General features: G+C 54.0%; 20 protein-coding genes and 1 pseudogene. 15 read left to right on the forward strand and 6 right to left on the reverse strand.

Annotated features, from left to right (window positions below; all coding sequences use genetic code 11):
- The first annotated feature begins 194 nt into the window (after positions 1-194).
- The 6 genes from gatZ (at position 195) to ACFK9X_RS20820 (ending at position 5,608) form a co-directional block, all read left to right on the forward strand.
- Positions 195-1,466, forward strand: a complete 1,272-nt coding sequence (gene gatZ / locus ACFK9X_RS20795; RefSeq protein WP_151117578.1) for a tagatose-bisphosphate aldolase subunit GatZ — start codon at positions 195-197, stop codon at positions 1,464-1,466.
- A 14-nt stretch (positions 1,467-1,480) separates the two neighbouring features.
- The gene (gene gatA / locus ACFK9X_RS20800; RefSeq protein WP_151117580.1) at positions 1,481-1,945 is read left to right on the forward strand and encodes a PTS galactitol transporter subunit IIA; all 465 of its coding nucleotides are present in this window, start codon (positions 1,481-1,483) and stop codon (positions 1,943-1,945) included.
- Positions 1,946-1,975: 30 nt separating this feature from the next.
- Positions 1,976-2,260 carry a PTS galactitol transporter subunit IIB gene (gatB, locus tag ACFK9X_RS20805; protein ID WP_000824294.1) on the forward strand — a complete coding sequence of 95 codons (285 nt, stop codon included), beginning with the start codon at positions 1,976-1,978 and terminating at the stop codon, positions 2,258-2,260.
- Positions 2,261-2,263: 3 nt separating this feature from the next.
- Positions 2,264-3,637: a galactitol-specific PTS transporter subunit IIC gene (locus ACFK9X_RS20810; protein ID WP_000490601.1), complete on the forward strand. Its 1,374-nt coding sequence runs from the start codon at positions 2,264-2,266 to the stop codon at positions 3,635-3,637.
- A gap of 43 nt (positions 3,638-3,680) precedes the next feature.
- Positions 3,681-4,724, forward strand: coding sequence for a galactitol-1-phosphate 5-dehydrogenase (gene gatD, locus ACFK9X_RS20815; protein WP_000844173.1), 1,044 nt, complete (start codon positions 3,681-3,683; stop codon positions 4,722-4,724).
- A gap of 110 nt (positions 4,725-4,834) precedes the next feature.
- Complete coding sequence (locus ACFK9X_RS20820) at positions 4,835-5,608, forward strand: DeoR/GlpR family DNA-binding transcription regulator (protein WP_001083900.1); 774 nt, start codon at positions 4,835-4,837, stop codon at positions 5,606-5,608.
- Between the two features lie 157 nt (positions 5,609-5,765).
- Here the strand turns inward: ACFK9X_RS20820 and rsmI are convergent, their stop codons facing one another.
- A complete protein-coding gene (gene rsmI / locus ACFK9X_RS20825; RefSeq protein ID WP_000812288.1) occupies positions 5,766-6,629 on the reverse strand; it encodes a 16S rRNA (cytidine(1402)-2'-O)-methyltransferase in 864 nt (287 codons plus the stop codon).
- A gap of 63 nt (positions 6,630-6,692) precedes the next feature.
- On the opposite strand from rsmI, the gene ACFK9X_RS20830 reads away from it, so the two are divergent.
- From ACFK9X_RS20830 to dolP, 4 genes are read left to right on the forward strand one after another with little or no spacing between them, the layout of a single operon-like run.
- A complete protein-coding gene (locus ACFK9X_RS20830) occupies positions 6,693-8,735 on the forward strand; it encodes a penicillin-binding protein activator (protein WP_151117582.1) in 2,043 nt (680 codons plus the stop codon).
- A complete protein-coding gene (locus ACFK9X_RS20835) occupies positions 8,693-9,088 on the forward strand; it encodes a YraN family protein (protein WP_151117584.1) in 396 nt (131 codons plus the stop codon). Before ACFK9X_RS20830 ends, ACFK9X_RS20835 begins: the two co-directional genes overlap by 43 nt.
- Positions 9,089-9,109: 21 nt before the next feature.
- A complete protein-coding gene (diaA, locus tag ACFK9X_RS20840; RefSeq protein ID WP_000893481.1) occupies positions 9,110-9,700 on the forward strand; it encodes a DnaA initiator-associating protein DiaA in 591 nt (196 codons plus the stop codon).
- Between the two features lie 9 nt (positions 9,701-9,709).
- Positions 9,710-10,285, forward strand: a complete 576-nt coding sequence (gene dolP / locus ACFK9X_RS20845) for a division/outer membrane stress-associated lipid-binding lipoprotein (protein ID WP_000643280.1) — start codon at positions 9,710-9,712, stop codon at positions 10,283-10,285.
- Positions 10,286-10,351: 66 nt separating this feature from the next.
- Here the strand turns inward: dolP and ACFK9X_RS20850 are convergent.
- Positions 10,352-10,987: pseudogene (locus ACFK9X_RS20850) on the reverse strand (NAD(P)H-binding protein).
- Positions 10,988-11,117: 130 nt separating this feature from the next.
- Here ACFK9X_RS20850 and yhbO point away from each other — a divergent pair.
- On the forward strand, positions 11,118-11,636 hold the full coding sequence (gene yhbO / locus ACFK9X_RS20855; protein ID WP_000037599.1) for a protein/nucleic acid deglycase: 519 nt from the start codon (positions 11,118-11,120) through the stop codon (positions 11,634-11,636).
- On the opposite strand, the gene ACFK9X_RS20860 is transcribed toward yhbO, so the two are convergent.
- The gene (locus ACFK9X_RS20860) at positions 11,616-12,059 is read right to left on the reverse strand and encodes a YhbP family protein (RefSeq protein WP_151117586.1); all 444 of its coding nucleotides are present in this window, start codon (positions 12,057-12,059) and stop codon (positions 11,616-11,618) included. The two genes, yhbO and ACFK9X_RS20860, sit on opposite strands and share 21 nt — an antisense overlap.
- Before the next feature lie 37 nt (positions 12,060-12,096).
- Here ACFK9X_RS20860 and ACFK9X_RS20865 point away from each other — a divergent pair, with 37 nt between their 5' ends.
- Positions 12,097-12,414, forward strand: a complete 318-nt coding sequence (locus tag ACFK9X_RS20865; RefSeq protein ID WP_000928379.1) for a GIY-YIG nuclease family protein — start codon at positions 12,097-12,099, stop codon at positions 12,412-12,414.
- On the opposite strand, the gene ACFK9X_RS20870 is transcribed toward ACFK9X_RS20865, so the two are convergent.
- A complete protein-coding gene (locus tag ACFK9X_RS20870; RefSeq protein ID WP_000908562.1) occupies positions 12,401-12,904 on the reverse strand; it encodes a GNAT family N-acetyltransferase in 504 nt (167 codons plus the stop codon). The genes ACFK9X_RS20865 and ACFK9X_RS20870 overlap by 14 nt on opposite strands.
- A complete protein-coding gene (locus ACFK9X_RS20875) occupies positions 12,898-13,422 on the reverse strand; it encodes an SCP2 domain-containing protein (protein WP_000884721.1) in 525 nt (174 codons plus the stop codon). The genes ACFK9X_RS20870 and ACFK9X_RS20875 overlap by 7 nt, the downstream gene beginning before the upstream one ends.
- Before the next feature lie 216 nt (positions 13,423-13,638).
- Between ACFK9X_RS20875 and ACFK9X_RS20880 the strand changes: the two genes are divergently transcribed.
- From ACFK9X_RS20880 to ACFK9X_RS20890, 3 genes are all read left to right on the forward strand, one after another.
- Positions 13,639-14,634 carry a peptidase U32 family protein gene (locus ACFK9X_RS20880; protein WP_000421309.1) on the forward strand — a complete coding sequence of 332 codons (996 nt, stop codon included), beginning with the start codon at positions 13,639-13,641 and terminating at the stop codon, positions 14,632-14,634.
- A complete protein-coding gene (locus tag ACFK9X_RS20885; protein ID WP_151117589.1) occupies positions 14,625-15,521 on the forward strand; it encodes a U32 family peptidase in 897 nt (298 codons plus the stop codon). The genes ACFK9X_RS20880 and ACFK9X_RS20885 overlap by 10 nt, the downstream gene beginning before the upstream one ends.
- 177 nt (positions 15,522-15,698) lie before the next feature.
- Entirely contained in the window at positions 15,699-16,706 is a 1,008-nt protein-coding gene (locus ACFK9X_RS20890; RefSeq protein ID WP_000130410.1) for an LLM class flavin-dependent oxidoreductase, read from the forward strand.
- Here ACFK9X_RS20890 and ACFK9X_RS20895 read toward each other — a convergent pair.
- Positions 16,684-17,403 (reverse strand): murein L,D-transpeptidase family protein, encoded by a 720-nt coding sequence (locus ACFK9X_RS20895; RefSeq protein WP_151117591.1) that lies wholly within the window; start codon positions 17,401-17,403, stop codon positions 16,684-16,686. The genes ACFK9X_RS20890 and ACFK9X_RS20895 overlap by 23 nt on opposite strands.
- Positions 17,404-17,539 lie beyond the last annotated feature (136 nt).

The following is a 17,539-nucleotide window of genomic DNA, read 5'->3' on the forward strand; positions in this document are numbered from 1 at the left end:
TCATTTGTTCCTCCGTGCCCGCTCCGGCGGGTACGGTTTTTCATGACAAAGTGAAGTTACAGACATTACACACCATTTCGTTACCTTACATTTCCTTTCGCAACTTTCATTTATCAGATCAAAATCACAAAACAACATTACGAAAGCCTATAAATTCTTTCGAAGAAGAAAAACGAAAGAACTCGGAGATAAAAGTGAAAGAAATAATTGCTCGTCATAAAGCAGGAGAACATCTGGGCATCTGTTCAGTTTGTTCTGCTCATCCCCTGGTTATCGAATCAGCTCTGCTTTTCGATCTCAATACTGACAACAAGGTATTGATTGAAGCCACATCCAATCAGGTGAATCAGTTTGGCGGTTATACCGGAATGAAACCGGCTGATTTTCGTGATTTTGTTTATGGCATTGCTCAGGAAGTGGGATTTCCACGTGAGCGGTTGATTCTTGGTGGCGATCATTTAGGGCCTAACTGCTGGCAGAACGAACCGGCAGCGGCGGCAATGGAAAAGTCGGTTGAGTTAATAAAAGCGTATGTCGCCGCTGGTTTTAGCAAAATTCACCTGGACGCGTCAATGTCCTGCGCTGACGACCCGACACCGTTGGATCCGATGGTCGTTGCACGCCGTGCCGCCGTGCTTTGTAAAGCAGCAGAAGAGACCGCAAACGAAGAACAAAAATGCCATCTGACTTATGTCATCGGCACGGAAGTGCCCGTTCCTGGCGGTGAAGCCAGTACCATCGGCAGCGTTCATGTCACCCGCGAAGTCGATGCTGCACGTACGCTGGAAACTCACCAAATCGCGTTTCGTGAATCAGGTCTGGAAGAAGCACTGTCACGCGTGATCGCCATTGTGGTAAAGCCGGGCGTTGAATTTGATCATACCCAGATTATTCATTATCAGCCGCAGGCGGCACAGGCGCTCTCCGCATGGATAAAAGAAACGCCGATGGTCTATGAAGCGCATTCGACTGATTATCAGACGCGACAGGCCTACCGTGCGCTGGTACGCGATCATTACGCCATTCTGAAGGTCGGCCCGGCGCTCACTTTCGCGCTGCGCGAAGCCATTTTCGCACTTGCGCAAATGGAAAACGAGCTGATCTCCCCGGAACAACGTAGTCGGGTACTGGAGGTCATTGATGAAGTTATGCTAAACGAACCGGGCTACTGGAAAAAATACTACCGTCCAACCTGGAGCCAGGCGATGGTCGACATCCACTTTAGTTTGTCTGACCGTATTCGCTATTACTGGCCGCACCCGCGTATTCGTCAAAGCGTAGAGAAGTTAATCGCCAATCTGAACAACGTCACATTGCCGCTGGGATTAATTAGCCAGTTTATGCCCGTACAGTTTGAACGCCTGTCTGAGGGCGTGCTCACCCCTACGCCGCATAACCTGATTATTGACAAAATTCAGGATGTTCTGCGCGCTTATCGCTTCGGTTGCACGCCGGATGTCGCCTGAATAATGGAGAATTTATGAGCCAACTATTTGTCCGAACCGGAATCACATTCGACTCGAGCCAACAGGCGCTGGCGCACATTGGCAAAGAGATGCTGGCGAAAGGCGTGGTACATGATAGTTATCCGCAGGCGCTGGTGGAACGTGAAGCGTCTTTTCCTACCGGCATTGCGCTGGAGCGTCACGCCGTCGCTATCCCTCATTGCGAGGCGGTTCATGCGAAATCACCCGCTATCTATCTGATTCGTCCAGATAAGCCGGTCATGTTTCAACAGGCGGATGATGACGAAGAGATTTCCGTTTCGTTAATCATCGCCTTAATCGTTGAAAACCCGGCGGCACAGCTAAAACTTCTGCGCCGCCTGTTCGGGGCATTACAAATCCCGGACACCATAGAAGCCTTACTGAGCGCCCCGGATGCCGAACTGGCGTCGTGCTTTGAGCACAAAGTCCTTACGGCTGAGCAGTGCGTCCAGGTTTGATAATAAATTGATAATAATGAGGAATACCCTATGAAACGTAAAGTAATTGTGGCCTGTGGCGGTGCGGTTGCAACCTCAACGATGGCTGCGGAAGAAATTAAAGAGCTGTGTGATGCCAACCATATTGAGCTCGACTTAGTGCAATGCCGGGTCACCGAAATCGAAACCTATATGGACGGCGCCGATCTTATCTGTACCACTGCCAGGGTCGATCGCGCCTTTGGCAATATTCCCGTCGTTCACGGTATGCCTTTTGTTTCCGGCGTGGGTATTGAAGCATTACAGCAAAAAATTCTGTCCATTCTCATGGGGTAACGTATGTTTAGCGAAATAATGCGTTATATCCTCGACTTAGGCCCAACGGTGATGCTGCCTCTGGTGATCATCGTGTTCTCTAAACTGCTGGGAATGAAGCTTGGGGATTGTTTTAAATCGGGTTTGCATATTGGTATCGGCTTCGTGGGTATTGGTCTGGTCATCGGCCTGATGCTGGATTCTATCGGCCCCGCGGCGAAAGCCATGGCGGAACATTTCCAAATCAATCTCCACGTTATTGACGTCGGCTGGCCGGGTTCATCGCCCATGACCTGGGCGTCACAAATCGCGCTGGTCGCGATCCCTGTCGCCATCGGGGTTAACGTCCTGATGCTAGTGACCCGCATGACCCGCGTGGTGAATGTCGATATCTGGAATATCTGGCACATGACCTTCACGGGCGCCATGCTGCATCTGGCGACCGGTTCATACTGGCTGGGGATTCTGGGCGTTGTGGTTCATGCCGCCTTTGTCTACAAACTGGGGGACTGGTTTGCCAAAGATACCCGCGACTATTTTGGCCTCGAGGGGATTGCTATCCCACACGGCTCATCCGCGTACCTGGGCCCCGTGGCGGTGCTCGTTGATACCATTATCGAAAAAATTCCGGGCCTCAATCGTATTCACTTTAGCGCAGATGATGTCCAGAAACGCTTCGGACCGTTTGGCGAGCCGGTGACTGTCGGCTTCGTGATGGGGCTGGTGATTGGTGTACTGGCAGGCTACGACGCTAAAGCCGTTCTGCAACTGGCGGTCAAAACTGCAGCGGTGATGCTGCTTATGCCACGCGTCATTAAACCTATTATGGATGGCCTAACGCCTATCGCGAAACATGCGCGTAAACGTCTACAGGCCAAATTTGGCGGGCAGGAGTTCCTGATAGGCCTTGATCCAGCGCTACTGCTCGGTCATACCTCTGTTGTCTCCGCGAGCCTGATATTCATTCCGCTGACCATCCTGATTGCCGTCTTAGTACCGGGAAACCAGGTGCTGCCGTTCGGCGACCTCGCCACCATCGGTTTCTTTATTGCGATGGCGGTCGCGGTACACCAGGGCAACCTGTTCCGCACGCTGATTTCAGGTGTCATTATCATGGGTATCACCCTGTGGATAGCCACCCAGACGATTGGCCTGCATACCCAACTGGCTGCCAATGCCGGAGCGCTAAAAGCAGGCGGACAAGTCGCCTCGCTGGATCAGGGCGGTTCTCCCATCACCTGGCTGCTGATTCAACTTTTTACCTGGCAGAATATCGTCGGCTTCGCCGTCATTGCCATTATCTATCTGGCCGGCGTACTGCTGACCTGGCGTCGCGCCCGACAGTTTGTCGCGGCTGAGAAAGCCACGGCGCTACAGCAAAGTCAAATCGCCTCTTAATTTTAGGGGAGCAATCGCTCCCCTCACCTTCCTGGAGAATGTTATGAAATCAGTGGTTATTCACGCTGAGGGAGACGTGCGCGTTGAAGAACGTCCCTTACCACAACTGCAAGCCGAGGACGATGTGTTGGTCAAAGTCGTTAGCTCAGGGCTTTGCGGGTCGGATATCCCGCGTATTTTCGCGCAGGGCGCCCATTATTATCCTATTACGTTAGGTCATGAATTCAGCGGCTACGTTGAATCCTACGGCACAGGCGTAACGGATATGCAGCCCGGCGATGCCGTCGCTTGTGTCCCGCTTCTTCCCTGCTTTCACTGTCCGCAATGCGAACGCGGTTACTTTTCTTTATGCAAACAGTATCAGTTTGTAGGATCGCGCAGCGAAGGCGGTAATGCGGAATATGTGGTGGTCAAACGGGCCAATCTTTTCCGCTTGCCGTCTGATATGCCAATTGAAGATGGCGCGTTTATCGAACCGATTACCGTGGGCTTACACGCCTTTCATCTGGCGCAGGGCTGCGAGGGGAAAAACGTAATTATCGTCGGGGCCGGGACAATTGGCCTGCTGGCCTTACAGTGCGCGCGGGAACTGGGCGCGCGAAGCGTAACGGCGATTGATATCAATCCGCAGAAACTGGAACTGGCGAAAGCGCTCGGCGCAACGCATACCTGTAATAGCCGGGAAATGACCGCCGACGACATCCAGACCGCGTTGTCCGACATTCAGTTTGATCAACTGGTTCTCGAAACGGCAGGAACTCCCCAGACCGTCTCGCTGGCTATCGATATCGCCGGGCCGCGCGCGCAACTGGCGCTGGTGGGGACGTTACATCACGATCTCACCCTGACAACGCGTACATTCGGGTTAATTTTGCGTAAAGAGCTCACGCTCCTCGGCAGTTGGATGAACTACTCCGCGCCATGGCCAGGAGAGGAATGGGAAACCGCAGCGCGCCTGTTGGCTGAAAAACGTCTTCAACTGGCCCCTCTCATTGCCCATCGCGGCGATGCGGAAAGCTTTGCAGAAGCAGTCAAAGCGCTTAATGGCGCGCCCATGCAGGGCAAAATTTTACTTCAACTTTCCTGATGGTACGAGCCAGCAACCTGCGCTGGCTCACATTTCCTTTCGAAATTTAGCGTTCACCTTTCGCAATCCTTCGTTTAAACTAGTTACAGTTAATTATCAGGCAAATCAATATGAACTCATTTGAGCGAAGAAATAAAATTGTCGACCTGATTAATACGCAAGGCAGCGTGCTGGTGATGGACCTTTCAAATACCTTTGGTATTTCTGAAGTGACTATCCGTGCTGACCTGCGTCTGCTGGAAGAGAAAGGCCTTGTCACCCGTTTTCATGGCGGCGCGGCAAAACCGGGAAGTCATCTGGCGGAAGGCGACAATCAGGAAGTCATTCTGGAAGATCGGTATCAACTCGCCAGCGATCCGAAAAAGCGGATTGCCCAGGCGGCTGCGGCAATGGTTGAAGAAGGAATGACCATCATTCTGGATAGCGGGAGCACAACATTACTGATTGCGGAAGCGCTCGCGCGAAAAAGCAATATTACGGTGATCACTAACAGCTTGCCTGCCGCTTTTACGCTATCAGAAAATAAAGATCTCACGCTGGTGGTCTGCGGCGGTACGGTACGGCATAAAACCCACTCAATGCACGGCACGATTGCGGAACGATCGCTACACGGCATCAGCGCCGATGTCATGTTTGTCGGGGCGGATGGTATTGATGCGACAAACGGTATTACCACGTTTAACGAAGGTTATTCCATTAGCGGCGTCATGGCGGCGGCGGCACACAAAGTTATCGCGGTACTGGACGCGACCAAATTTAACCGTCGCGGCTTTAACCAGGTATTGCCGATGGACAAGATCAACTGTGTGATAACCGATGACACCATCAGCAAACAGGATAAAGCGGCATTAGCGAAAACAGGCGTGGAACTAATGATCGTCTAAAAAGGAGTCGGTTATGCGTTGCTGATCGCGAGAGTAAGCCCGAAGGAAAGGTCCGGTCCGCTATCACCGCCCAATGCCCCCATCACTTTACCCACATCAATCACCTGATTGAGTATTAACGCGATGGCGATAAAAGGCGGTTCCCGGGCGCTCGCTTTTATTCTTCCTGCTGCTCCAGCGCATACTTATACAGCGCATTTTTCTTCACGCCGTGAATTTCTGCTGCCAGCGCCGCCGCTTTTTTCAGCGGCAGTTCTGCCTGTAGCAGCGCCAGCGTGCGCAGCGCGTCGGCGGGCAGGTCGTCTTCTTGCGCTTTATGGCCTTCGACAATCAGCACCATTTCGCCTTTGCGACGGTTTTCATCCTCTTTGACCCACGCCAGCAGCTCGCCGACCGGCGCGCCGTGAATGGTTTCCCAGGTTTTGGTCAGCTCACGCGCCAGCACCACATAACGGGATTCTCCCAATACCGCGACGATATCTTCCAGGCTATCTAACAGGCGGTGGGTTGACTCATAAAAAATCAGCGTTCGCGGTTCCGTTTCAATGGCTTTTAGCGCATCACGGCGGCCTTTGGATTTCGCCGGTAAAAAGCCTTCATAGCAGAAACGGTCAGATGGCAGGCCAGCGGCGCTCAGGGCGGCAATCGCCGCACACGGCCCCGGTAGCGGCACCACGCGAATCCCCGCTTCACGGCAGGTACGCACCAGGTGGTAGCCGGGGTCATTAATTAGTGGCGTACCGGCGTCGGAAACCAGCGCAATGTTCTGCCCTTCTTTTAGCTTCGCGACCAGCGTTTCCGCTTTTTGTTGTTCGTTATGGTCGTGCAGCGCGAACAATCGGGCATTAATCCCAAAATGTTGCAGCAATAAACCGGTGTGACGAGTATCCTCGGCGGCAATCAGATCTACAGCCTGTAACACCTCCAACGCACGCTGGGTAATATCCGCCAGATTACCGATAGGAGTAGGTACAATAAAGAGTTGGCCCTGAGAATTATCCGCCGATTCGTTTTGTTTCATTGTGTCGTCCGTATTGCCGATTTAATATTGAGCATTGCGTAAAAAAATATCACTGGATACAGTATGGTACCCTCAACATTTTCTCGTTTGAACGCCGCACGCGCGCTGCCTGTCGTCCTGGCTGCGCTACTTTTCGCCGGGTGCGGCACCCAGGCGCCAGATCAAAGCGCAGCCTATATGCAGGGTTCAGCGCAAGCTGACTCCGCCTTTTACCTGCATCAGATGCAGCAAAGCGCAGATGATAGCAAGACCAACTGGCAATTACTCGCCATTCATGCACTGCTGAAAGAAGGAAAAAGCCAGCAGGCCGTCGACCTGTTCAACCAACTCCCGCAAAATCTGAACGATACCCAGCGTCGCGAACAGTCTTTATTAGCGGTAGAAATCAAACTGGCGCAAAAAGATGTCGCAGGCGCGCAGGCCTTGCTGGATAAACTAAAACCCGCCGACTTTGCGCCACATCAGCAAGCGCGTTACTGGCAGGCGCAGATCGTTGCCAGCCAGGGACGCCCGTCGCTTACCCTGTTGCGGGCGTTAATCGCCCAGGAACCGCTACTGGCGGCGAAAGATAAACAAAAAAATATCGACGCCACCTGGCAGGCGCTCTCCGCCATGACGCCGGATCAGGCCAGGACGCTGGTTATCAACGCCGATGAAAATGTGCTTCAGGGCTGGCTGGATCTGCAACGCGTCTGGTTTGACAACCGCAACGATCCGGACATGCTGAAAGCCGGGATCGCCGACTGGCAAAAACGCTACCCGCAAAATCCGGGGGCGAAAATGCTGCCGACGCAGCTCGTCAATGTACAACGTTTTAAACCAGCTTCCACCAGCAAAATCGCTCTGCTGCTGCCGCTGAACGGTCAGGCTGCCGTGTTTGGCCGTACCATCCAGCAAGGTTTCGAAGCCGCGAAAAACCTCGGCACCCAGGCGGTGGAGATGCAGCCTGCCGCCGCTCCTGACGCGCCGGTCGAACCTGGCGTGGAGGAGACGCAACCACAAATGACCAACGGCGTCGCCAGTCCGTCGCAGGCCTCGATGAGCGATCTGACTGATGACGCTCCATCCCAGTCCGCTACGCCAGTCAGCGCGCCACAGACTCCCCCTGCTACAGCAAGCGCGCCGGCGGATCCCTCCGCTGAATTAAAAATCTATGATACCTCTTCCCAGCCGTTGGATCAGGTGCTTGCTCAGGTTCAGCAAGACGGCGCCAGTATCGTGGTCGGGCCGCTGTTGAAAAACAATGTGGAAGCGCTGATGAAAAGCAACACGCCGCTCAACGTGCTGGCGCTCAACCAGCCGGAAACGGTACGTAGCTTCCCTAATATCTGCTATTTCGCGCTCTCTCCAGAAGATGAAGCCCGTGACGCGGCGCATCATATTTATGACCAGGGCAAGCAGTCGCCGCTACTGTTGATCCCACGCAGCACGCTTGGCGATCGCGTGGCGAACGCCTTCACCCAGGAGTGGCAAAAACTGGGCGGCGGCATCGTGTTACAGCAAAAATTCGGCTCCGTAGCCGAGCTGAAAATGGGTGTGAACGGCGGCGCGGGTATCGCGTTGACGGGCAGTCCGGTCGCCGCCAGCGTGCCTGCGCAGCCTGGCGTCACCATTGGCGGTCTGACCATCCCTGCGCCGCCGACCGACGCGCAAATCACCGGCGGCGGACGCGTAGACGCGGTCTATATTCTGGCTACGCCGGAAGAGATTGGCTTTATCAAACCGATGATCGCCATGCGTAACGGCACTCAGAGTGGCGCGACGCTGTATGCCAGCTCCCGCAGCGCGCAAGGCACCTCCGGCCCCGACTTCCGTCTGGAAATGGAGGGTTTACAATACAGTGAAATTCCTATGCTGGCAGGCGGCAATATGCCGTTGATGCAGCAGGCGCTGAGCGCTGTACATAACGACTATTCTCTGGCGCGGATGTACGCCATGGGCGTGGATGCCTGGACGCTGGCGAACCACTTTTCGCAGATGCGTCAGGTGCAGGGGTTTGAGATCAATGGTAATACCGGCGCATTAACCGCCAGCCCGGATTGTGTGATTAACAGGAAGTTATCATGGCTCAAATACCAGCAAGGGGAGATTGTTCCCGCCAGCTAACGCGTAAACAGGCTGGCGACGCGTGGGAAGCTGCCGCGCGTCGCTGGCTGGAAAGCAAAGGACTGCGGTTTATCGCCGCCAACGTGCGCGAGCGCGGCGGCGAAATCGATCTGATCATGCGCGACGGAAAAACGACGGTTTTTGTTGAGGTCCGCTATCGGCGCTCCGGGCTTTATGGCGGCGCGGCGGCTAGTGTGACCCGCAGCAAGCAACACAAATTATTACATACTGCCCGCTTGTGGCTCGCCCGCCAGAATGGGAGTTTTGATACTGTGGATTGTCGGTTCGATGTGTTAGCCTTCACCGGAAATGAGATTGAGTGGTTTCGGGATGCGTTTAACGACCACCCATAATTGAAGATTTTAAGGATTAGCGTGCTCGAAAGAATCAAAGTTTGCTTTACAGAAAGCATTCAAACTCAAATTGCTGCGGCGGAAGCGCTTCCGGATGCCATTTCCCGCGCCGCCATGACGCTGGTTCATTCCCTGCTTAACGGCAACAAAATCCTCTGTTGTGGAAACGGGACGTCCGCGGCCAACGCACAGCATTTTGCTGCCAGCATGATTAACCGCTTTGAAACGGAGCGACCCAGTTTACCCGCCATTGCACTAAATACCGATAATGTGGTCTTAACTGCGATCGCTAACGATCGCCTGCACGATGAAGTTTATGCAAAACAAGTCCGGGCGCTGGGACATGCAGGCGATGTTTTATTGGCGATCTCTACGCGTGGTAATAGTCGCGATATCGTAAAAGCCGTTGAAGCAGCCGTCACACGTGACATGACCATTGTGGCGCTAACCGGGTATGACGGGGGCGAGCTGGCCGGACTATTAGGGCCGCAGGATGTCGAAATTCGTATCCCTTCACACCACAGCGCGCGCATTCAGGAAATGCATATGCTGACGGTAAACTGCCTGTGCGATTTGATCGATAACACGCTTTTTCCTCACCAGGATGATTAAGGAGTACACATGAAGGCATTTTCGCCGCTCGCAGTCCTTATTTCTGCGTTGCTATTGCAAGGTTGCGTCGCCGCCGCGGTAGTGGGTACGGCAGCCGTCGGCACCAAAGCCGCAACCGACCCGCGTAGCGTGGGCACCCAGGTGGATGACGGAACGCTGGAACTGCGTGTCAGCAGCGCGCTGTCGAAAGATGAGCAAATCAAAAAAGAGACGCGCATCAATGTCACGGCTTATCAGGGCAAAGTTTTGTTAGTGGGCCAGTCGCCAAACAGCGAACTCTCCGCACGCGCGAAACAGATAGCGATGGGCGTTGAAGGCACCACCGAGGTCTATAACGAGATTCGCCAGGGTCAGCCTATCGGCCTGGGGACCGCCTCTAACGATACCTGGATCACCACGAAAGTTCGCTCACAGCTACTGACCAGCGATCAGGTAAAATCGTCAAACGTGAAAGTCACCACCGAAAATGGCGAAGTGTTCCTGCTGGGCCTGGTGACTGAACGTGAAGGTAAAGCGGCAGCGGACATCGCCAGCCGGGTGAGCGGCGTGAAACGCGTGACCACCGCCTTTACGTATATTAAGTAACCGGTGTGCCGGGTGGCGATAAAAATGTGTAAACCGCGTCGCCATCCGGTAAATCATCCGGCTTCGCTATTCCGCTTTTTCCCGCAGTTGCGATGAGGTCAGAATCGTCACGCCTTCTTGTGCTGGCGCCAGCGCTTCCGCCAGCATGGCCCGCGCCACATCCCGCACATCAATCGATTTCCAGTTTCCGGGCAGCAGCCGGAATAGCGGAGCGAAAAGCGTTTCATTCACCCGCCGCGTTGTTCTGTCGCCGAGCAGCATAGAAGGCCGGGCAATCGTCAAACGAGGCCAATTTTGCGCGATTAACGCCTCTTCCATTTATCCTTTCACCCGATTGTAGAAAAACGGAGAGTGCGCGTTTGCTCCCATTGCGCTGACCACCAACATGTGCTGCGCGCCCAGTCGACGCCCGGTCAGCGCGGTATCAACCACCAGCGTATAATCCGCATGAATAAACGCCGCTTTACTTCCCGCTTCACGCCGGGTCGTGCCCAGGCAGCAAAAAACAATATCCACCGGGTCGGTCACCTGAGCTAACGCGTCGGTAAGCTGCGGATCGTGAGGGTTATAAACGCCGACAATATCCGTCAGCGGGCGACGCGTCGGCGCGGCGATAGCGCTCACCTGCGGCGTGTTGATTAACATTCTCAGCAGATGTCCGCCGACCAGTCCGGTCGCGCCGGTAATCAGTACCTGACTCATCCTCGCTCCTTTACAGATTTGTCCACCTTGCACTCTCGGCCCTATCGACCAAGCTTAATAATCTACGAGGTAAGTATCCATCATTGTGGAAAATTTGCCTTACCCGACGCCACCACTGCGGAGGAAACGCATGAGTAAGAAAATTGCCGTTTTGATTACCGATGAATTTGAAGATTCAGAATTTACCTCGCCGGCAGCAGAATTCCGTCAGGCCGGCCATGAGGTCATCACCATCGAAAAAGAGGCGGGTAAAACGGTGAAAGGAAAAAAAGGCGAGGCCAGCGTCACCATTGATAAGGCTATTGATGACGTTCGTCCCGACGAGTTCGACGCCTTGCTATTGCCGGGAGGTCATTCGCCGGACTACCTGCGCGGCGACAGCCGTTTCGTGGATTTTACCCGCGATTTCGTTAACAGCGGTAAACCGGTTTTTGCCATTTGCCACGGCCCGCAGTTGTTGATCAGCGCCGATGTCATTCGTGGCCGCAAACTCACGGCGGTGAAACCGATTATTATCGATGTGAAGAACGCGGGCGCGGAATTTTACGATCAGGAAGTCGTCGTCGATAAAGATCAGCTGGTGACCAGCCGCACGCCTGACGACCTGCCGGCATTTAACCGCGAGGCGCTACGTCTGCTGGGCGCGTGAGTCGCGTAACCAGTGCAGTTTTTTACCAAACCCCAGCGTGTTGTCGGTGAATTTAATTTCATCCAGCCGGATTTCCCATACCGGCGCTGGCAGCACCCTGGCGACCGGGAAGCGACGAAGGTAAGCTTTACGCGCGGCGTCGCTCTCCTGCCCCTCCAGACGGCGAATTTCCCCTTTAAACTGTACGCCGCGAATGCGCGCCACCGTTTTCGGCTGACCATTGACCGTTCCCGCAACTGGCGCGCACGCGCCGGACATTTGCGCATGGCGGGTTTTATCATCCGTTAACAGATACAGCGCGACGTTTTGCGCATCAAACAAATAAAACGCATTGGCGCACCACAGCTCTCCCTCATGGTGTACGCACCAGGTCACCACGTGTTGTTTCGCCAGCCAACGGCCAATAGCGGTAAGTGTGTCCATCTTTATTCTCGCTTATACTGGGAACCTGAAAATTATCATGCTGATGGCGACAATGACACCCTGGTATCTGTATCTGATTCGTACTGCAGACAATGCGCTTTACACCGGAATAACCACCGATGTGGCGCGTCGTTACAGGCAGCATCAAACGGGAAAAGGCGCAAAAGCATTACGGGGAAAAGGCGAGTTAACGCTGGCGTTTGCGGCGCAGGTTGGCGATCGCTCGCTGGCCCTGCGCATAGAGTATCGCATCAAACAGCTCACAAAGCGCCAGAAAGAGCGCCTTGTGACGGAACGCGAAGCGTTTGAGGCGCTGCTGTCCAGCCTGCAAACGCCGGTGCTTAAAAACGATTGAAGTGGTCGTGATACTCCACCAGCCCCGTCACGCCCTCCAGCGCATCCTCAGCCAAACGGTGTACCTGGAAAGCGCTTTCCGTACCGGGCCAACGGCAGTGAAGATCGTAATGTGCGGCCAGTTCAAAACCGAAGCGGCTATATAACGCCGGATCGCCCAGCGTCACGACCGCCGCGTAGCCGAACTCGTTGAGCGAATCCAGCCCTTCATACACTAACTGGCGCGCCAGCCCTTGCCCGCGATACTTTTCATCGACCGCCAGCGGCGCCATGCCGACCCACTGTAAATCTTCGCCCTGCACATCAACCGGGCTAAAGGCGACATAGCCCACCACCTGACCTTCATCATCCGTGGCCACCAGTCCGAGCGTCAGAAAACCATCTTCACGCAAATCGTGAACCAGCTTCGCTTCCGCATCGCTTTCGAATGAACGGCGTAACAGCGCATCAATACCAGGCGCATCAATAGGAATTTCTACTCGAATTAGCATGGTTCACCTACCGAGGTCTGTTTGGTTTCCGGCGAGTTTTTCATTCCCGCCTCAACAAAATCCGCCAGTTGCAGCAGCATAACGCGTAACGCTTTCGGCATCTGCTCCAGTTCGATGGCGTCCATCAGATTCTTCACATACAACCCTAACTCAGTATCGCCTTCAATGACCAGTCGACGCTGGAAAAAGAGCGTATCCGGGTCCTGTTTACGGGCAGCTATCATTAGCAGATCGCTGGCGTCGGCGCTAAAACTGACGTCAGCATCCGCCTGCTGGCTAACGATCAGCTTTTCATTTTCAACCGTGGTATACCATTTTAAGTCGATGTCACGAACATGAATGCTTAACCAACGACCTTCGAGGAATTCCAGCTCTCCATCGGCCAGCGCCTGACGAAACTGCCAGCTCAGAACCTGTTCCAGAACCTGGCGCTTTAGCGCAAAGGGCGTCAGTTTAACCGGTACACTCATCAGAGACGGGCCAGCATGGACTAAGCGTGAACGCAGTTTATCTAACACGAGCTTTACTCCCTGTTTCAATAGTCCTGTTATTTTGCCATATCCAATAAATCACATGGCGGCGTAAATCAACAATTGGGTCTGATTTTCTACCCCATTATTGGTGTTACCAATACGCCTTTAACTGCCTTAAATCAAAAATTGTCGCAGCAAGGTTAACTAAAATCCCTGTTCGTTAACAATTTTGCGTCTCAGACGTAACCCTCAGGATAAATTATGGAGCTGCTCTGCCCTGCCGGAAATCTCCCGGCGCTGAAGGCGGCCATCGAAAACGGCGCTGACGCCGTTTATATCGGGTTAAAAGACGATACCAATGCCCGTCATTTTGCCGGCCTTAACTTTACCGAAAAAAAATTGCAGGAAGCGGTGAGTTTTGTTCACCAGCATCGCCGCAAATTACACATCGCCATTAATACTTTTGCGCATCCGGACGGCTATGCCCGCTGGCAGCGCGCCGTGGATATGGCGGCGCAGCTTGGCGCCGACGCGCTGATTCTTGCCGACCTCGCTATGCTGGAATATGCCGCAGAGCGTTACCCACATATTGAGCGCCATGTTTCCGTTCAGGCCTCGGCAACCAACGAAGAGGCGATTCGCTTTTATCACCGCAACTTTGATGTCCACCGCGTAGTACTGCCGCGTGTACTGTCGATTCACCAGGTAAAACAACTGGCCCGCGTCACGCCGGTGCCGCTGGAGGTATTCGCGTTTGGCAGCCTGTGCATTATGGCGGAAGGTCGCTGCTATCTTTCTTCCTACCTGACGGGGGAGTCGCCCAATACCGTCGGCGCCTGCTCTCCCGCCCGCTTTGTCCGTTGGCAGCAAACGCCGCAGGGGCTGGAATCGCGCCTGAATGATGTCCTGATTGACCGTTACCAGGATGGCGAAAACGCGGGCTACCCAACGCTGTGCAAAGGCCGCTATTTAGTGGACGGCGAGCGCTATCACGCGCTGGAGGAGCCAACCAGCCTGAACACGCTGGAACTGCTGCCGGAGCTCATGGCGGCGAACATCGCTTCGGTGAAGATCGAAGGCCGCCAGCGCAGCCCGGCCTACGTCAGCCAGGTGGCGAAAGTGTGGCGCCAGGCGATCGATCGCTGCAAAGCCGCCCCGCAAAACTTCGTTCCACAGCGCGACTGGATGGAGACGCTCGGCGCGATGTCCGAAGGCACCCAAACCACGCTTGGCGCATATCACCGTAAATGGCAGTGAGAGGAGCTATGAAATATTCCTTAGGACCGGTGCTTTATTACTGGCCGAAAGAGACGCTGGAAGATTTTTATCAGCAGGCCGCAAAAAGCAGCGCTGATGTCATTTATCTGGGCGAAGCGGTGTGCAGCAAGCGTCGCGCGACCAAAGTCGGCGACTGGCTGGAAATGGCGAAATCCCTCGCCGCCAGCGGTAAGCAGGTGGTGCTCTCCCCCCTGGCGCTGGTACAGGCGTCATCTGAATTAAGCGAGCTGAAACGCTATGTGGACAACGGCGATTTTCTGCTGGAAGCCAGCGATCTTGGCGTGGTGAATCTGTGCGCCGAGCGCAAACTGCCGTTTGTCGCCGGCCATGCGCTGAATTGCTACAACGCGGTCACGCTGCGCCGGTTGCTGAAAGAAGGCATGGTACGCTGGTGTATGCCGGTGGAGCTCTCCCGCGACTGGCTGGTGAATTTGCTTAATCAGTGCGATGAACTGGGCATCCGCAATCAGTTTGAAGTGGAAGTGTTGAGCTACGGGCATCTGCCGCTGGCCTACTCCGCTCGCTGCTTTACCGCCCGTTCGGAAGACCGCCCGAAAGATGAGTGCGAAACCTGCTGTATCAAGTATCCAAACGGTCGTGACGTGCTCTCGCAAGAGAATCAGCAGGTGTTTGTGCTTAACGGTATTCAGACCATGAGCGGCTATGTCTATAACCTTGGCAACGAACTGACGTCGATGCAGGGATTGGTCGATATCGTGCGGCTGTCGCCGTTGGGGACGGAGACATTTGCCATGCTTGATGCCTTTCGCGCTAACGAAAACGGCGGCGCGCCATTACCGCTTGCCGCGCATAGCGACTGTAACGGCTACTGGAAGCGGCTGGCAGGTCTGGAGCTACAGGCCTAGCCGGATGGCGGCATAAAGACCTTATCTGGCCTACAAATAGCGATCCCGTAGGCCCGATAAGCGCAGCGCTATCGGGCATTGTTTTTGCCGTCAGTCTCATAAAGCTCACTTTGTTAACAACATTCGCTAATCTTTAATGCAGTATTAAAAGATTAACCGGTAACAAAGTGAGCCGTTATGACTGACAAAACTATTCCGTTCTCGGCGCTGGATCTGGCGCCGATCCCTGAAGGAGCTTCGGCAAAAGAAGCCTTCACGCACTCGCTGGATCTCGCACGGCTGGCTGAAAAGCGCGGTTATCACCGCTACTGGCTGGCAGAACATCACAACATGACCGGTATCGCCAGCGCGGCGACCTCGGTATTGATTGGTTATCTGGCGGCCAATACCACAACATTACATCTTGGCTCCGGCGGCGTGATGCTGCCTAACCATTCACCGCTGGTGATTGCCGAGCAGTTCGGCACGCTGAATACGCTCTATCCGGGACGTATCGACTTAGGGTTGGGACGCGCGCCGGGTAGCGATCAGCCGACGATGCGCGCGCTACGTCGCCATATGAGCGGCGATATCGATAACTTTCCACGCGATGTCGCAGAGCTGGTGGACTGGTTCGACGCTCGCGACCCTAATCCGCATGTGCGCCCGGTGCCCGGCTACGGCGAGCAGGTCCCGGTCTGGCTGCTGGGCTCCAGCTTGTATAGCGCACAGTTGGCGGCCCAGCTTGGCCTGCCGTTCGCCTTTGCTTCGCATTTCGCGCCGGATATGTTGTTCCAGGCGCTGCATCTGTACCGTACCCAGTTCAAACCTTCAGCGCGGCTGGAAAAACCGTACGCGATGGTGTGTATCAATATTATCGCCGCCGACAGCAACCGCGACGCCGAATTCCTGTTTACCTCCATGCAGCAGGCTTTCGTGAAGCTACGCCGTGGGGAAACCGGCCAACTGCCGCCGCCGATTGAGAATATGGAGACCTTCTGGTCGCCATCCGAGCAGTATGGCGTGCAGCAGGCGCTGAGTATGTCGCTGGTCGGTGATAAAGCGAAAGTCCGCCACGGGCTGGAATCCATCCTGCGGGAGACCCAAGCGGATGAAATTATGGTAAACGGGCAGATTTTCGACCACCAGGCACGCCTGCATTCGTTTGATTTAGCGATGGATGTTAAGGAAGAGTTGTTGGGCTGATTTTATAACGCCGATTTTCAACGGTGATGGTTGGCAATCGGCGATTTTTTTCGAAGTAATCATAGCCGGGCTTCAACATACGCCAGAAATTATATTCCGGCCATGCTTGCGCCTGGCGCATATTTTCGTCATTCATCGTAAATGGGAAGATATGGACAGGCACGCTCTTCTGCCCGCTGTTTAGCGCCTGCGCCACCAGTTGATAAATCTCTTCAATACCGGCATCGGTCATGGCATAGCAACCGGCCGAAACGCAGTTCCCGTGAACCATAATGAAATCACCGGTGTAGCCATTTGCCCGATCGTAAGCATTCGGGTAGCCAATATTAAATGCCAGATGATAGCGGCTGTTTGGGTTAAGCAACCCTTTGTTGGTGGCATAAAAGCCTTCCGGGCTTTTACCATCTCCCTGTTTATGTTTTGGCCCTAAGCCACCAGACCATGCGCATATAGTCCAGGTTTTGTAGAGTTTGTAAGGCTTGTTATTGGCGCTTGCCCACAGTTCCAGCTTATCTTCCGCTTTCAGAATGCGGATAAATAACTGGTCGCCGGGGTGAATGATTTTTAAAGACGATGCGACAGGTTTTTCCACTGGCAGGTAAACGTCTTCATCGTACGGAGTGAGCCAGAAAAATTTTAAAATAAAAGCGATAAACAGGCTCAATAATACAATAGCGAGTAGTCCTTTACACCCCATTTTCGTATTCCGCTTATTCTGAACCAGTTCAAGTATATATTTTCCTATGATATGAAATAGAGGAAAGGTCCAGTTCTGTACTTTTATAAAATAGTAATCGTTTTATCATGGCCGAACAGGGATATGAATAAATCGA

Origin of the sequence: Salmonella sp. WC3, assembly GCF_042932255.1 — a bacterium.
In the GTDB taxonomy this organism is placed as follows: domain Bacteria; phylum Pseudomonadota; class Gammaproteobacteria; order Enterobacterales; family Enterobacteriaceae; genus Salmonella; species Salmonella enterica.

Bases quoted from the DNA above. Each gene is read 5' to 3' on its own strand.
- gatA (WP_151117580.1), top strand. From the start codon at position 1,481: ATGAGCCAACTATTTGTCCGAACCGGAATCACATTCGACTCGAGCCAA.
- gatB (WP_000824294.1), top strand. From the start codon at position 1,976: ATGAAACGTAAAGTAATTGTGGCCTGTGGCGGTGCGGTTGCAACCTCA.
- ACFK9X_RS20810 (WP_000490601.1), top strand. From the start codon at position 2,264: ATGTTTAGCGAAATAATGCGTTATATCCTCGACTTAGGCCCAACGGTG.
- gatD (WP_000844173.1), top strand. From the start codon at position 3,681: ATGAAATCAGTGGTTATTCACGCTGAGGGAGACGTGCGCGTTGAAGAA.
- ACFK9X_RS20820 (WP_001083900.1), top strand. From the start codon at position 4,835: ATGAACTCATTTGAGCGAAGAAATAAAATTGTCGACCTGATTAATACG.
- rsmI (WP_000812288.1), bottom strand. From the start codon at position 6,629: ATGAAACAAAACGAATCGGCGGATAATTCTCAGGGCCAACTCTTTATT.
- ACFK9X_RS20830 (WP_151117582.1), top strand. From the start codon at position 6,693: ATGGTACCCTCAACATTTTCTCGTTTGAACGCCGCACGCGCGCTGCCT.
- ACFK9X_RS20835 (WP_151117584.1), top strand. From the start codon at position 8,693: ATGGCTCAAATACCAGCAAGGGGAGATTGTTCCCGCCAGCTAACGCGT.
- dolP (WP_000643280.1), top strand. From the start codon at position 9,710: ATGAAGGCATTTTCGCCGCTCGCAGTCCTTATTTCTGCGTTGCTATTG.
- yhbO (WP_000037599.1), top strand. From the start codon at position 11,118: ATGAGTAAGAAAATTGCCGTTTTGATTACCGATGAATTTGAAGATTCA.
- ACFK9X_RS20860 (WP_151117586.1), bottom strand. From the start codon at position 12,059: ATGGACACACTTACCGCTATTGGCCGTTGGCTGGCGAAACAACACGTG.
- ACFK9X_RS20865 (WP_000928379.1), top strand. From the start codon at position 12,097: ATGCTGATGGCGACAATGACACCCTGGTATCTGTATCTGATTCGTACT.
- ACFK9X_RS20870 (WP_000908562.1), bottom strand. From the start codon at position 12,904: ATGCTAATTCGAGTAGAAATTCCTATTGATGCGCCTGGTATTGATGCG.
- ACFK9X_RS20880 (WP_000421309.1), top strand. From the start codon at position 13,639: ATGGAGCTGCTCTGCCCTGCCGGAAATCTCCCGGCGCTGAAGGCGGCC.
- ACFK9X_RS20885 (WP_151117589.1), top strand. From the start codon at position 14,625: ATGGCAGTGAGAGGAGCTATGAAATATTCCTTAGGACCGGTGCTTTAT.
- ACFK9X_RS20890 (WP_000130410.1), top strand. From the start codon at position 15,699: ATGACTGACAAAACTATTCCGTTCTCGGCGCTGGATCTGGCGCCGATC.
- ACFK9X_RS20895 (WP_151117591.1), bottom strand. From the start codon at position 17,403: ATGGGGTGTAAAGGACTACTCGCTATTGTATTATTGAGCCTGTTTATC.